Origin of the sequence: Streptomyces sp. NPDC056224 (assembly GCF_042267665.1) — a bacterium.
Taxonomy (GTDB): domain Bacteria; phylum Actinomycetota; class Actinomycetes; order Streptomycetales; family Streptomycetaceae; genus Streptomyces.
Map to the genome: position 1 here is coordinate 53,825 of NZ_JBHJTK010000038.1, position 13,498 is coordinate 67,322.

At 72.4% G+C, this 13,498-nt stretch carries 13 protein-coding genes; 5 read left to right on the forward strand and 8 right to left on the reverse strand.

The genetic code is table 11. The features are described 5' to 3' along the window. Positions 1–6 precede the first annotated feature (6 nt). Positions 7–1,290, reverse strand: a complete 1,284-nt coding sequence (locus ACFCZ1_RS30580) for a geranylgeranyl reductase family protein (RefSeq protein ID WP_376681506.1) — start codon at positions 1,288–1,290, stop codon at positions 7–9. A 105-nt stretch (positions 1,291–1,395) separates the two neighbouring features. Here ACFCZ1_RS30580 and ACFCZ1_RS30585 point away from each other — a divergent pair, with 105 nt between their 5' ends. Continuing rightward, positions 1,396–1,926 carry a GNAT family N-acetyltransferase gene (locus ACFCZ1_RS30585; RefSeq protein ID WP_376681507.1) on the forward strand — a complete coding sequence of 177 codons (531 nt, stop codon included), beginning with the start codon at positions 1,396–1,398 and terminating at the stop codon, positions 1,924–1,926. A 502-nt stretch (positions 1,927–2,428) separates the two neighbouring features. On the opposite strand, the gene ACFCZ1_RS30590 is transcribed toward ACFCZ1_RS30585, so the two are convergent. Both ACFCZ1_RS30590 and ACFCZ1_RS30595 read right to left on the reverse strand, forming a co-directional pair. Then, positions 2,429–3,340, reverse strand: coding sequence for a glutaminase (locus ACFCZ1_RS30590; protein ID WP_376681508.1), 912 nt, complete (start codon positions 3,338–3,340; stop codon positions 2,429–2,431). Between the two features lie 3 nt (positions 3,341–3,343). After that, complete coding sequence (locus ACFCZ1_RS30595; protein ID WP_376681509.1) at positions 3,344–4,036, reverse strand: demethylmenaquinone methyltransferase; 693 nt, start codon at positions 4,034–4,036, stop codon at positions 3,344–3,346. Between the two features lie 249 nt (positions 4,037–4,285). On the opposite strand from ACFCZ1_RS30595, the gene ACFCZ1_RS30600 reads away from it, so the two are divergent. Both ACFCZ1_RS30600 and ACFCZ1_RS30605 read left to right on the forward strand, forming a co-directional pair. Continuing rightward, the gene (locus ACFCZ1_RS30600; protein ID WP_376681510.1) at positions 4,286–5,209 is read left to right on the forward strand and encodes a DUF3152 domain-containing protein; all 924 of its coding nucleotides are present in this window, start codon (positions 4,286–4,288) and stop codon (positions 5,207–5,209) included. Between the two features lie 51 nt (positions 5,210–5,260). Further along, entirely contained in the window at positions 5,261–5,566 is a 306-nt protein-coding gene (locus ACFCZ1_RS30605) for a response regulator transcription factor (protein WP_376681511.1), read from the forward strand. On the opposite strand, the gene ACFCZ1_RS30610 is transcribed toward ACFCZ1_RS30605, so the two are convergent. From ACFCZ1_RS30610 to ACFCZ1_RS30625, 4 genes are all read right to left on the reverse strand, one after another. After that, positions 5,532–6,203, reverse strand: a complete 672-nt coding sequence (locus ACFCZ1_RS30610; RefSeq protein WP_376681512.1) for a hypothetical protein — start codon at positions 6,201–6,203, stop codon at positions 5,532–5,534. The genes ACFCZ1_RS30605 and ACFCZ1_RS30610 overlap by 35 nt on opposite strands. Next, positions 6,203–7,402, reverse strand: coding sequence for a cyclic dehypoxanthinyl futalosine synthase (gene mqnC, locus ACFCZ1_RS30615; protein WP_376681513.1), 1,200 nt, complete (start codon positions 7,400–7,402; stop codon positions 6,203–6,205). Before mqnC ends, ACFCZ1_RS30610 begins: the two co-directional genes overlap by 1 nt. Before the next feature lie 74 nt (positions 7,403–7,476). Further along, entirely contained in the window at positions 7,477–9,294 is a 1,818-nt protein-coding gene (locus ACFCZ1_RS30620) for a serine/threonine-protein kinase (protein ID WP_376681514.1), read from the reverse strand. A gap of 181 nt (positions 9,295–9,475) precedes the next feature. Further along, positions 9,476–10,339, reverse strand: coding sequence for a menaquinone biosynthetic enzyme MqnA/MqnD family protein (locus tag ACFCZ1_RS30625; protein ID WP_376681515.1), 864 nt, complete (start codon positions 10,337–10,339; stop codon positions 9,476–9,478). Positions 10,340–10,576: 237 nt separating this feature from the next. On the opposite strand from ACFCZ1_RS30625, the gene ACFCZ1_RS30630 reads away from it, so the two are divergent. Then, on the forward strand, positions 10,577–10,780 hold the full coding sequence (locus ACFCZ1_RS30630; RefSeq protein ID WP_030012116.1) for a cold-shock protein: 204 nt from the start codon (positions 10,577–10,579) through the stop codon (positions 10,778–10,780). A 175-nt stretch (positions 10,781–10,955) separates the two neighbouring features. Here ACFCZ1_RS30630 and ACFCZ1_RS30635 read toward each other — a convergent pair whose 3' ends face one another. Beyond that, positions 10,956–12,647: a hypothetical protein gene (locus tag ACFCZ1_RS30635; RefSeq protein WP_376681516.1), complete on the reverse strand. Its 1,692-nt coding sequence runs from the start codon at positions 12,645–12,647 to the stop codon at positions 10,956–10,958. A 338-nt stretch (positions 12,648–12,985) separates the two neighbouring features. Here ACFCZ1_RS30635 and ACFCZ1_RS30640 point away from each other — a divergent pair, with 338 nt between their 5' ends. Continuing rightward, complete coding sequence (locus ACFCZ1_RS30640) at positions 12,986–13,360, forward strand: hypothetical protein (protein ID WP_376681517.1); 375 nt, start codon at positions 12,986–12,988, stop codon at positions 13,358–13,360. Positions 13,361–13,498 lie beyond the last annotated feature (138 nt).

Genomic DNA, 13,498 nt, shown 5'->3' on the forward strand with positions numbered 1-13,498 from the left:
CCCCGGTCAGGCCTTCGGAGCGACCTTCGAGAGGCCGTTGATGATGCGGTCCATCGCGTCGCCGCCCGTCGGGTCGGTCAGGTTGGCCAGCATCTTCAGCGTGAACCTCATCAGCACCGGGTGGGTCAGGCCGCGCTGCGCGGCGACCTTCATGACCTTCGGGTTGCCGATCAGCTTCACGAAGGCGCGGCCCAGCGTGTAGTAACCGCCGTAGGTCTCCTTGAGCACCTTCGGGTAGTTGTGCAGCGCCAGTTCGCGCTGGGCCGGGGTGGCCCGGGCGTGGGCCTGCACGATGACGTCGGCCGCGATCTTGCCGGACTCCATGGCGTAGGCGATGCCCTCGCCGTTGAACGGGTTGACGAGGCCGCCCGCGTCACCGACCAGCAGCAGGCCCTTGGTGTAGTGCGGCTGCCGGTTGAAGGCCATCGGCAGGGCCGCGCCGCGGATCGGCTGCGTCATGTTCTCGGGGGTGTAGCCCCAGTCCTCCGGCATGGACGCGCACCAGGCCTTGAGGACCTCGCGCCAGTCCAGCTCCTTGAAGGCGGAGGAGGAGTTGAGGATGCCGAGGCCGACGTTGGACGTGCCGTCGCCCATGCCGAAGATCCAGCCGTAGCCGGGCAGCAGCCGGTCCTGCGCACCGCGCCGGTCCCACAGCTCCAGCCAGGACTCCAGGTAGTCGTCGTCGTGCCGGGGCGAGGTGAAGTACGTACGGACGGCGACGCCCATCGGGCGGTCCTCGCGCCGGTGCAGGCCCATGGCGAGGGACAGCCGGGAGGAGTTGCCGTCGGCGGCGACGACCAGCGGGGCGCGGAAGGTGACGGGCGTCTTCTCCTCGCCCAGCTTCGCCTGTACGCCGGTGATGTGCCCGGTGCGCGGGTCGCGGACCGGCTCGCCGACGTTGCAGCGCTCGTACAGCCGGGCACCGGCCTTCTGCGCCTGGCGGGCCAGGGTCTCGTCGAAGTCGTCGCGCTTGCGGACGAGTCCGTAGTCCGGGAAGGAGGCGAGTTCCGGCCAGTCCAGCTGGAGCCGCTGTCCGCCGCCGATGATGCGCAGGCCCTTGTTGCGCAGCCAGCCGGCCTCTTCGGAGATGTCGATGCCCATCGCCACCAGCTGCTTGGTGGCACGCGGGGTCAGTCCGTCGCCGCACACCTTCTCGCGCGGGAAAGCCGTCTTCTCCAGCAGCAGGACGTCCAGTCCGGCCTTGGCGAGGTAGTAGGCGGTGGTCGAGCCGGCGGGCCCGGCCCCGACGACGATCACGTCCGCGGAGTGTTCGGAGAGGGGCTCGGTCACTGCGGGGTCTCCCGAAGGCTCGATACTCGATAAAGGGTGCCCAACGGCACCGGACATGTGCAGTCTATGCAGCGAGAGAGATCGCGAACCGAAGGGCTGCCTCCGATGACCACCTCGCCGACCCGGCCGCTCCCCGCCGTACAGCTCCGCGTGCCCACCGACGAGGACGCGCGCGCCTGGCACCGCGTCTTCGACGACCCCGAGGTCATGGAGTTCCTCGGCGGGCCCGCCGAGCTGTCGCTGTACGAGGAGTTCACCGCGCGCCAGCGCATGCACGACGCACGCCTCGGCTACTGCCTGTGGACCCTGTTGGACGAGGAGGGCGCGGTGATCGGTTTCACCGGCGCGCAGCCGTGGCCCGAGGAGAAGGCGTGGGGGCCGGTCGGTGAGATCGAGATCGGCTGGCGGCTGGGCCGCCGGTACTGGGGGCGGGGCTACGCGTACGCCGCCGCGCTCGCCACGCTGGAACGGGTCCGGGAGGCCGGTCTCCCGCACGTCGTGGCCATGATCAACGACGACAACGTCCGCTCGATAGCCGTGGCCGAGCGGCTGGGCATGACCCTGGCGGAACGCTTCCTCCTCCCGAGCGGCACCCGCTACGGCCGCCGCTACGAACTCTCCCTCCAGGGCGGCTGACCCTCCCGCCGCGCGGGGCCCCTCCCACGCCCCGCCCCGGAACCGGCTCCGCCCGGGAACGCGCCTCGATCGCCGACGGGGCCGTGCGCGGCCGGGCAGGACCCGAACGTGCGGCGGAGCGCGGACGGCGCGCGGCAGCCGACCCGGCCGGGAAAGTCCGCCCGGCCGGGAAAGCCGGTCCGGACCTGTTGCCGGACACGGGCCCGAGGCCCGGCCGGGGCCGGGGGTCGGCCGGGGCCGGGCCGCAAAAGGACCGGCAGCGGAGCCAGGCCCCGCCAAGCCCCCTCCAAGGACCGGCAGCGGAGCCGGGCCCGCAAAGGACCGGCAGCCGGGCCGGGCCGCGCAAAGGACCGGCAGCCGGGCCGGGCCGCAAAAGGACCGGCAGCGGAGCCAGGCCCCGCCAAGCCCCCTCCAAGGACCGGCAGCGGAGCCGGGCCCCGCAAAGGACCGGCAGCCGACCCCGACCCCGCCGGGCCCCGGCAGGGCGCGCGGCCGACAGGGCCTAGAACACCGACAGGCCCGTCAGGGTCGTGAAGCGGTCCAGGGCCGCCACGCCCGCCACCGAGTTGCCGTGGGGGTCCAGGCCCGGGCTCCAGACGGCCAGCACGCACTGGCCCGGCACGACCGCCACGATGCCCCCGCCCACGCCGCTCTTGCCCGGCAGGCCCACCCGGTACGCGAACTCACCCGCCGCGTCGTACGTCCCGCAGGTCAGCATCACCGCGTTGATCTGCTTCGCCTCACTGCGCGTCAGCAGCCGCGACCCGTCCGCACGCAGCCCGTGCCGCGCCAGGAAGCGCCCGGCACGGGCGAGGTCCGCGCAGCTCATCTCGATCGAACACTGCCAGAAGTAGTGGTCCAGCAGCGCCGGCACCGGGTTGTCGATGTTCCCGTACGAGGCCATGAAGTGGGCGACGGCCGCGTTGCGGTCGCCGTGCTCCTGCTCGGAGGCCGCGACCTCCGCGTCGAAGCCGATGTCCGGATTTCCGCTCTCCGCCCGCAGGAAGCCGAGCAGTTCACTGCTCGCGTCACCCGTCAGGGTCTGGAGCCGGTCCGTGACCACCAGCGCCCCGGCGTTGATGAACGGATTGCGCGGGATGCCGTTCTCGTACTCCAGCTGCACGAGCGAGTTGAACGGGTTCCCGGAGGGCTCCCGCCCGACCCGCTCCCACAGCGCGTCGCCGCCCTCGGCCAGCGCCAGGGCGAGCGCGAAGACCTTGGTGATGGACTGGACGGAGAAGGGGACCTGCCAGTCCCCCACACCGAAGACCTTGCCGTCGAGGTCGGCGACAGCCATCCCGAACTGCCCGGGGTCCACGGACGCGAGCGCCGGGATGTACTCGGCGGGGGTGCCGCCGCCCACCAGCGGGGCGACGTCGGCCGCGATCTGCTCCAGCAGCCTCTGGTAGTCCACCGGTCAGGCCTTGGTGCCCCGGTGCAGCGCCACGATGCCGCCGCTGAGGTTGCGCCAGGCCACCTTGGACCAGCCGGCCTTCTGCAGCAGCCCCGCCAGCGCGGGCTGGTCGGGCCACTCGCGGATGGACTCGGCGAGGTACACGTACGCGTCGGGGTTGGACGAGACCGCGCGGGCGACCGGCGGCAGGGCCCGCATCAGGTACTCGGTGTAGACCGTGCGGAAGGGCGCCCACGTGGGCTGCGAGAACTCGCAGATGACGACCTGGCCGCCGGGCTTGGTCACCCGGTACAGCTCGCGCAGCGCCGCGTCGGTGTCCTGGACGTTGCGCAGCCCGAAGGAGATCGTCACGGTGTCGAAGACGTCGTCCCTGAAGGGCAGCTTCGTCGCGTCCCCGGCGGTCAGCGGCAGCCAGGCGTGCTTCTTCTTGCCCTCCCGCAGCATGCCCAGCGAGAAGTCGCAGGGGACCACGTACGCGCCGGTCGCGGCGAACGGCAGCGAGGAGGTCGCGGTCCCGGCGGCCAGGTCGAGGACCGTGTGCCCGGGGCGCGCGCCGACCGCCTTGGCGACCTCCTTGCGCCAGATCCGGGCCTGGCCGAGGGAGAGGACGTCGTTGGTGAGGTCGTAGTTCGCCGCGACGCCGTCGAACATGGAGGCGACTTCGTGCGGCTGCTTGTCCAGGGAAGCCCTTGTCACTGGTGTTCGCCCCTCGGTGTGCGTGCGGATCGGCGGATGACGCGCCCATCCTCTCAGGCCGGACACGACGGGGGAGACACGCCCCACGCCCGGATGGAACCCGGACAACTGGCCCGAAGGACAGTTACGCCCGGGGCCCCTGGGACCGTTGACTGGGGGCGGTGCGGCCCGGCGACGGCCACCCATTGGATCATGGGCCCTGACCAGCGGCCGGATCCGTGGCGGCCGCCACGAACAAAGGGCTTCACGATGCCGGCAGGCCATTCCACCGGTCGCTCCCGCCTCAGCCCGCGTGCGCAGCGCCGGGCCGAGCGACGCAAGCGGCTGCGGCGCACGATCGTCCTCGGGTCGGCGGCCCTCGTCGCGGTCTCGGCGACCGCGTACGCGATGGCACCGGGCGACGACGCGGGTACGACGGCGGACAGTCGGCCCGTGGCGGCGCGGCCCGACCAGCAGGACGGGGAATCCGCCGAGGTCTCGGACGCGGCCGCGCAGGGCGGCCGGCGCTCCCCCGACGCGGCGAAGCCCTCCGGCTCCCCCTCGCACCGGCCCCCGGGATCGCCCACGCCCGCCGCCCCGAGCCCTGCGGCGCCCTCCCCACAGGTGCCGTCCTCCGGGCCGGGCACCTTCCAGGCCTCCGGCGCCTCCGGCAAGGCCCACGGCAAGGGGCCCGCCCTGCGCTGGCGGATCGAGGTCGAGGAGGGCTCCGGGGTCGACCCGGACTCCGCCGCCCGTTCCGTCGAGGCGATCCTCGGGGACCCGCGCGGCTGGACCAAGGACCCGGCGTACGGCTTCCGGCTCGCCGGACCGGGCGAGCCGGTGGACTTCACCGTGAAGATCGCGACGCCCACGACCACCGACCGCCTGTGCGAGGTGGTCACCCCGGAGCTGATCGGCGAGACCAACTGCCGTGCCGGGCACACCGTCGTGGTCAACCTCAAGCGCTGGCAGGAGGGATCACCGCAGTTCAGCGGCCCCGTCGAGGAGTACCGGGCGCTGATCGTCAACCACGAGGTCGGACACGAACTCGGCCACGAGCACGAGACCTGCCCGGGCCCGGGCCAGGCGGCGCCCGCGATGATGCAGCAGATCAAGGGCCTGCTCGGATGCAAGGCCAATGCCTGGCCGTTCGACGCGAACGGAACTTATCTGTCCGGCCCGCGCGTCCCTTAACAGGGAGAGCCGGCCATCGGATGGCCCGGCCGGGGGCGAGGAGTGGAAACCGTGCGCGTCGTCAGCTTCACCGTCCCCGCGTGGTTCCCCTCGTACGACGCCGCCGTGCTGCCGCAGGCCCAGCTGACGGAGCAGGAGTCCGCGGTGTTCCTGTGCCTGGCCACCGGCGCCTCCAACGCGGAGCTCGCCGCCGAGCTCCAACTGTCGGTCAGCACGGTCAAGTTCCACGTCGGCAACATACGCACGAAGCTGGGCGGCATCAGCCGCCTGCAGGCCTGCCTGCTCGCCGCCCTCGCCCGGCAGGGCGCGCAGGACCAGCGGCTCAGCGGCGGCGGTGGAGCAGGCGGCCGCCGATGACCGTGGCCACGCAGGTGGTCGCACCGCGGGACAGCAGTTCGGCCTCGTCCGCCACCGCGAAGACCGCGAAGCGGGCCGGGGCGCCCGGCTCCAGGACCCCGTGGAAGGCCTGCCCGGCCGCTTCCCGCACGGCGTGGAGGTCCCCCCGGACGGCGTCCGGGAGGGGGTCCAGGGCGGGCGGCCCCTCGTAGGGCGCGGGCGGCAGGACCGTGAGCCCCGAGCGGACCACCGCCGTGCGCACCGCGGGGATCGCGAAGCGGCCGGCGACCGCCACCACCCCGCGGGCCAGCAGCTTCTGGGTGCCGCGCCGGGCGCTGTTGCCCCAGCGCGCCTCGGTGAGCTCCAGGGCGCCGAGCGCGTCCGCCCCGCTGATCGGGTCGGTGCCGAGCTCGGCGGTCTCGTACGGGTCGTCCGGGTAGTACGTCCGCTCCAGCAGCGTGTCCGCTCCGCGCGCCAGCAGCCCCGGGGTGAGCAGCCCGGGCCACCGCCGGACCCGCACCTGCGGATACCGCGCGGCGAGTTCCGCGAAGGGGCCGAGCGCCTCGATCCGGTCCCCCTCGACCAGGACCGCGCCGTCGCCGAGCGGCGCGGCTCCCGGTCCCGGGACGAGGAGTCCGGCGGTGTGCAGCGTGCGCATCAGTTCGTGGAGATGAGCTTCAGCTCGGGGTGCGCGGTGCCGCCCTCGATGGCGGTCGAGGAGATGTGCGACACGACGCGGTCGTCGACCGGGTCGTTCGCCGGGTCGTCGTGCACCAGGAGGTGCTCGTAGGTCGTCGCCCGCTGCGCCGGAGTGCGGCCCGCCTTGCGGATCAGGTCGATGATCTCCTGGCGGTTGGAGCGGTGCTTGGCGCCGGCCGAGGAGACGACGTTCTCCTCCAGCATGATCGAGCCGAGGTCGTCCGCGCCGTAGTGCAGCGAGAGCTGACCCGCCTCCTTGCCGACGGTCAGCCAGGAACCCTGGATGTGGGCGATGTTGTCGAGGAAGAGGCGCGCGATGGCGATCATGCGCAGGTACTCGAAGATCGTCGCCTGGGTACGGCCCTTGAGGTGGTTGTTCTCGGGCTGGTACGTGTACGGGATGAAGGCGCGGAAGCCGCCCGTACGGTCCTGCGTGTCCCGGATCATCGCGATGTGCTCGATGCGCTCGGCGTTGGTCTCCCCGGTGCCCATCAGCATCGTGGAAGTGGACTCCACGCCCAGCTCGTGGGCGATCTCCATGATCTCCAGCCAGCGCTCGCCGGACTCCTTGAGCGGGGCGATCGCCTTGCGCGGGCGCTCCGGCAGCAGTTCGGCGCCGGCGCCGGCGAAGGAGTCGAGGCCGGCGGCGTGGATGCGCTTGATGGCCTCCTCCGCCGAGACGCCCGAGATCCGGGCCATGTGCTCGACCTCGGACGCGCCGAGGGAGTGGATGACCAGCTGCGGGAAGGCCTTCTTGATGGCGGAGAAGTGGTGCTCGTAGTACTCGACGCCGTAGTCCGGGTGGTGGCCGCCCTGGAACATGATCTGCGTGCCGCCGAGCTCCACGGTCTCCGCGCAGCGGCGCAGGATGTCGTCGAGGTCGCGGGACCAGCCCTTCTTCGTGTCCTTGGGGGCCGCGTAGAAGGCGCAGAACTTGCACGCCGTGACGCACACGTTCGTGTAGTTGATGTTCCGCTCGATGATGTACGTGGCGATGTGCTCGGTGCCCGCGTAGCGACGGCGGCGCACCGCGTCGGCGGCCTGGCCGAGCGCGTGCAGCGGCGCGTCGCGGTAGAGGTCGAGCGCCTCTTCCTTGGTGATCCGGCCCCCTGCGGCGGCGCGGTCGAGGACAGACTGGAGAGCGGCCTGGTCGGTCACCGGTGCGTCACCTTTCGGCGGTGTGTCAAGAGGTACGGACCGATCCAGCCTACGCCAGCGGCCTCGGGCGGCGATCAGGGGCTGCGGGTCAGATCGCCCTCGGGGTTACCGGCCGGGCCGTCGCCCGACTTGTAGTGCAGCGTTCCGTTCCCGTTGAGGGTGAACTGCTCGTCGGCGGAGCCGTTGGAGCAGATCCCGGGGGCCGGGTTGGGGCCGCCGGAGGTGTCCAGCACGAGTGAGCGGTCGGTGGCGGAGGAGAGCTTCCAGTCACCGCTGCAGTCGGTGCCGAGGACGGCCAGGACCGACCTGTCCCGGGCGACGACCTCGCCGACCCTGCCGGCCTTGATGGTGATCTCGAACTCGCTGGAGACCCCCATGCGGGCGGTGGTGATCGTGCCCTTCCAGGTGCCGGTGAATTGCTCCGGGACGTCGGTACGGGTCCCCTTGGGGGCGTTCGTGCCGCTCCCGCTCGGCGCGGCCGGGGACGGGGTGGCTCCCGGCGGGGGCGCCGACGCGGAGGTGCGCGGCCCGCCGTCGGCCGTGTCCCGGTGCTTGTCGCCCTGGCCGGGCAGCAGCCCCGTCCCGTACAGCCCGCCGGACAGCACCGCGAGCACGGCCGCCGCGGCGAGTACGAGCGTGCAGCTGAAGCGGCGGCCCGCAGCGACGACGCTGACCTGCCGCCCCGGCCCCTCCGAGCCGGTCCGCTGCCCGGGGAGCGGACCGCCGGCGGGCGGGTACGGGGAGCCGTACGGGCCGCCGCCGCCCGCCGTCTCGGTCGGGGCCCCGAACACCCCGTACGCGCCGGCGCCCGTGCCGGAGCCGTACGGACCGGGCGTACTCCCGGGCGCCCCGCCCCGGCCCCCGTAGGAGGGGTCGGGGGTCCCGAAGCCGACGCCGACGGCGCCTTCGTAGGAGGCGGCGGTGAACGGCACCGGGCCCGAGGGGGCGTCCGGGACCGCCGCGCCGGCGCCGGGGCCTCCGGCATCCGTACCGCCCCCGGCGGCATCGGCCTCCAGGTCGAGCAGGGCCACCGCCGCCCGGCTGGCCTCCTCGACCAGGGGCGCGGGCAGCCAGCCCGGGCCGAGCAGGGCCCCGTCGAGGGCCGCCGCGATCGCCTCGGGGGTGGGCCGGCCGGCGGCCGTCTTGGCCAGGCAGGCCTCGATCAGCTCGCGCAGCGGCCCTTCTCGGACCGCGCCGAGCTCGGGCGGTTCGTGGACGACCTTGTAGAGGAGGGTCGCCGAGTTGTCCCCGGTGAAGGGCGGGCGCCCGGTCGCCGCGAAGGCCAGTACCGCCCCCAGCGAGAACACGTCGGCCGCCCCGGTGACCCCCCTGCCGAGGATCTGCTCGGGCGACATGTAGCCCGGTGAGCCGACGGAGACCCCGGTGGAGGTGAGCGAGGCCGTGCCGTCCGTGGCCCGGGCGATCCCGAAGTCGATCAGCCGCGGCCCGTCGAGGGTCAGCATCACGTTCGACGGCTTGACGTCCCGGTGTACGAGGCCCAGCCCGTGCACCGCCGCCAGCGCGCGGGCCAGCCCCGCGCCGATCGCCCGTACCGAGGTCTCGGGCAGCGGCCCGTGCGCGGCCAGCGCCCGGTCCAGGGACGGGCCCGCGACGTAGCCGGTGGCCACCCACGGCACCGGGGCCTCCGGATCCGCGTCGAGCACGGGCGCGGTCCACTCGCCGCCCACCCGCCGGGCGGCCTCGACCTCGCGGCGGAAGCGGGCCCGGAATTCCTCGTCGGCGGCGAAGTGCGGGTGCACGATCTTGACGGCGACGGTCCGGCCGCCGGCACTGCGCCCCAGGTAGACCCGGCCCATGCCACCCGCGCCGAGCCGGCCGAGCAGCCGGTACGCGCCGATGGTCCGCGGCTCGCCGGCTTCGAGCGGCTGCATCGCGTCCCCCCATCTACCGGGCCCGTCCCCCGGGATCCCTGATCCGACCGAACAGCACCTTAGGGGGTGCCCCGTCCCGCCGGGGCGGGTGAAGGGATGCCGTACCGGATGCCGCACTCCTCTACGCATTCCCCTTGCGGATACGGAAACGCGAAAAGGGCGCGAATTCCCGGTAAACCCGTCAGTGTTCCGGGACGGCCGCGTTCAGGAGTTCCAGGTTCACATCCGAGGGGTACCCGGTCGTCGGTCCCGTACGACGTGCGAATTCCCTTACACCGGCCAGCTGCTGCGGCCCGAAGCGGAAGTCGAGCGTCGTGAAGTACCGCTCCAGCAGCTCCGCGTCGAATGCCTCCCAGCGGGCCGCCTGCTCGGCGACCTTGGTGACCTCCTCCAGGGACACGTCCCGGGAGGCGAGGAAGGCTTCGTGGACCTTCTGCACGACGACGGGCTCGCGGGCGAGGTAGTCCTTCCGGGCGGCCCATACGGCGAAGACGAACGGCAGCCCGGTCCACTCCTTCCACATCTGCCCCAGGTCGTGCACGGCCAGGCCGAGGCGGGGGGCGTCGTGGAGGGAGGCGCGCAGCGCGGCGTCGCCGATCAGTACCGCCGCGTCCGCCTCCTGCATCATCAGGCCCAGGTCGGGCGGGCAGGTGTAGTAGTCGGGCCGGACCCCGTACTGCTCCGCGAGCAGCAGCTGGGCGAGGCGTACGGACGTACGAGAGGTGGAGCCGAGGGCGACGCGGGCCCCGTCGAGCTGCTCCAGCGGCACCTGCGAGACGATCACGCAGGACATCACGGGGCCGTCGCAACCCACCGCGAGGTCGGGGAAGGCGACGAGCTGGTCGGCGTTGCGGAGGAACTCCACGAGGGTGATCGGGGCGATGTCGAGCTCGCCCTGGACCAGGCGCTCGCTGAGCTTCTCGGGGGTGTCCTTGGTCAGCTCCAGGTCCAGCAGCGTGCCGGTTCGGGCCAGCCCCCAGTAGAGGGGCAAGCAGTTCAGGAACTGGATGTGGCCGACGCGGGGCCGGCTGCGATAGACGTCCACATCGCGAGACTAGCCCCCGTGTCCGCGTCAGCCTTGCGACGGGTGTCAAACGTCCGGGTGACGTGATCTTTCCCTCTGGTCTCGGCCCGAGGGTGCGTGCTAGGCTCGTCGCAAGTTGCAGTTTGGTTTCCCTTGCAGTACGAGGCCTGCGGAGAATGTGACCCGCAGGCTTTTGTAGTTTTCAGACTTCTTAGCAGGTTCTGGAGCAGGGCGACCCTTTGGCCCATAGGAGGGCTCATGGCTACCGGAACCGTGAAGTGGTTCAACGCTGAAAAGGGCTTCGGCTTCATCGCCCAGGACGGCGGCGGCCCGGATGTCTTCGTCCACTACTCCGCGATCAACGCCTCTGGCTTCCGCTCCCTGGAGGAGAACCAGACGGTGAACTTCGACGTCACGCAGGGTCCGAAGGGCCCGCAGGCGGAGAACGTCACCCCGGCCTAGTCGCCTGGGCCAACCTTAATCGCGGTTGGATAAGCAGTACCCAAGGAGCCCTGTCACCTCTGCGCGAGCAGAGCGGCAGGGCTCCTGCCTTGTGCCGCCCGTCCCGGACGGGGCGGGGGGGTACGACCCGGGGCCCGCACCGTGCTCACACGGTGCGGGCCCCGGGTCGTTCGCGTCAGGCGGGCTTGCCGGGCTCGGCCGGAACCGGCGTCGCGTCCGGGGCCGGCGTCGCGGCCGGAGCCGTGATCTTGATGTCCAGGACCAGGGTCACGTTCTGCGGAGTGATCAGCCGCAGGGAGTACGTCCCCGCGGGGAGGTCCGCGTCGGTGAAGAGCTCCGGCAGGACGATCTTGCCGTCGGCGCCCGCCACGAGCAGCGGCAGGCTGAAGGTCTTCTTGCCCGTCGCGTCCTTGAAGTACGGGGCCTTCGCGGTCGCCGGGTCCACCGGGACCCAGGTGCCGGTCGCGTCCTTCACGACCAGCTCGGCGCGGGTCTCCGTTCCCCCGGCGGCCTTGCCGCCGGCCGTGGCGAGGACCTCGACGCCCTTGACGCTCGTACCGGCGACCGCCTCCAGGGGCTTGGAACCCTCCGGGCGGGCCAGCCGGTCGGCGGACGGCTTCGGCGTCACCTTGCCGGTGAAGGTCACCGTGAGCTTGCCGGCCTTGTCGTAGGCCGAGACCCGCAGGGAGAAGGTGCCTTCCTTGGCGCCCGCCTTGAGGCCGGGCGCGGCCGCGATGCCCTGGGCGTCCGTCTTGACCACCAGCGAGTTCGCCGGAGCCTGCGGGAAGCCGGTGCCGCCGGTCGTGTCGCCCTCGACCGCGAAGACGACCTCCTGCCCGACGGCGGGCTTGCCGTCGCTGAGGACCGCCTTGACCCGCGGGACCTCGGCGAACGCCGCCCCGGCCTCGGCCGTGAGACCGGGGCCGCCGAGCACCGACAGCTCCGTCAGGTGCGGAGCCGCAGACGGCGTCGGGGTGGGCGTCGGGGTCGGGGTCGGCGTGGGCGTCGGCGTGGGCGTCGGCTTCGGGGCCGGCTTCTGCTGCTGCGGCTGCGGGGTGGGCAGGGTGCCCGGCGGCTGCGTCGGGTAGTTGCCCACGGGCGGGTTCGGCACCTCGGCGGCGCCGCCGTCCTGGTACTGCCGCATGTAGCCGAGCACGGTGTTCACGTACTCGCGGGAGTTGTTGTAGCTGAGGATCGCCGAGTCGAGCTTGGCCGCGTCCGAGAGGTCCCGGTCGCCCGCGCACAGGTAGAGGCCCGCGCCCAGCGCCGCGTCGTAGATGTTGTTCGGGTCGCGCTTGGCGTCGCCGTTGCCGTCGGCGCCCCAGGTCTTCCAGGTGGAGGGGATGAACTGCAGCGGGCCGACGGCCCGGTCGAACTCGGTGTCCGCGTCGAACTCGCCCTTGTCGGTGTCGCGGATCTCCGCGAAGCCGTTGCCGTCGAGGCGGGGGCCGCGGATCGGCTTCTCGGTGTAGCCGTCGGCCTTCAGCCCGTAGCCCGAGGCGTGCACGGACTCGACCCGGCCGATGCCGGCGAGCAGCTGCCAGGGCAGCTTGCAGCCGGGGAGCGCGGCGGCCACCGACAGCTCGGCACGCTGGTAGGCGTCGAGGGCGGTCGCGGGTATCCCGCTGGCCCCCTCCGTGGCGGTCCCGCTCGGGGGAACCTGCGGATCGGCGACGTCCCCGGGCAGGTCCAGCCGTGCATCACCACGGTCGGCGGCCTGCGGGCTGTCCGGGGTCGGCTCGGACTCCCCCGCGTCGGCGGTCGACGGGTTGGTCACGACCGCGGCGGTGGTCAGGCTGGCCGCGAGGGCGGCCGTGCACAGGACCTTGCGCGAGGTGTTGACGAGGTGACGGTGAAGCGGCTTCACAGTGCGGCGATCCCCCCAGGAGCCGTCAGCGGCACACGGCCGGTCGGGCCGTGAATATCCACTGTCTATCAGGTATTCGGAGGAGACTCGCCGTCCCCCCTGCAGTTGTGACGCACCATTCGTCTCGGCTTCACCGGTCTCTCACGACCGATCGGACAACGACCCCAACCTCTCGCCCGAAATGCCCACATGGCCCTTGTTTTCCGTCGGCGCGGCGGGGGACCCGGCGCGGAGGACCCGGCGTGGACGGAGGAACCCGCACGCGGCGCCGCCCGAGCGCCTTCGGGCAGCCGGTCCAGGAGGACCGGACTCCTCAACCGGCTGCTAGTTTCGGCCGGATGAGAGCACTCGTGTACGACACCGCCTTCCGCGCGCGGGCGAGCCGCAAGCAGACCTGGGGCTTCGGTCTGATCGCCGCCGCGTCGGGGATCTGGCTCTGGCTCGCCTGCCAGCTGCTGCTCCCGTACACGGTGGGGCACGACCAGGAGTGCACCTCGCGCGTGTTCTACGAGAGCACGAGGGGGTCGTACGCCAACGCGGAGGGCACCACCTGTGCCATGGAGCGCGACTGGGCCGACCTCCTCGCCGTCCTCCTGCTCTCCCTTCCCTGCGCCGTCGTCGGCACGGTCCTCTACACCTCGGGCTCCGCGGACAACCGCCTCAGCCGCCACATGGCCGAGGTGAACCGCCTCACGGAGTTCCCGCAGGGCTAGCCGGGCGAGTCCGTGGACGAGCGCGGCGCCGTCGCCTCTCCAGCCGTTGCTTCGAGTCTCAGCGACTCTCAGTATTCCGGGCGTTTCCGTCCGGAAGGTTCGTGACGGTGTCACCAGAGCGCGAGTTGCTCGCGCCTG

Coding starts and splice junctions, on each gene's coding strand:
- ACFCZ1_RS30585 (WP_376681507.1), top strand. CDS start 1,396: ATGACCACCTCGCCGACCCGGCCGCTCCCCGCCGTACAGCTCCGCGTG.
- ACFCZ1_RS30600 (WP_376681510.1), top strand. CDS start 4,286: ATGCCGGCAGGCCATTCCACCGGTCGCTCCCGCCTCAGCCCGCGTGCG.
- ACFCZ1_RS30610 (WP_376681512.1), bottom strand. CDS start 6,203: ATGCGCACGCTGCACACCGCCGGACTCCTCGTCCCGGGACCGGGAGCC.
- ACFCZ1_RS30620 (WP_376681514.1), bottom strand. CDS start 9,294: ATGCAGCCGCTCGAAGCCGGCGAGCCGCGGACCATCGGCGCGTACCGG.
- ACFCZ1_RS30630 (WP_030012116.1), top strand. CDS start 10,577: ATGGCTACCGGAACCGTGAAGTGGTTCAACGCTGAAAAGGGCTTCGGC.
- ACFCZ1_RS30640 (WP_376681517.1), top strand. CDS start 12,986: ATGAGAGCACTCGTGTACGACACCGCCTTCCGCGCGCGGGCGAGCCGC.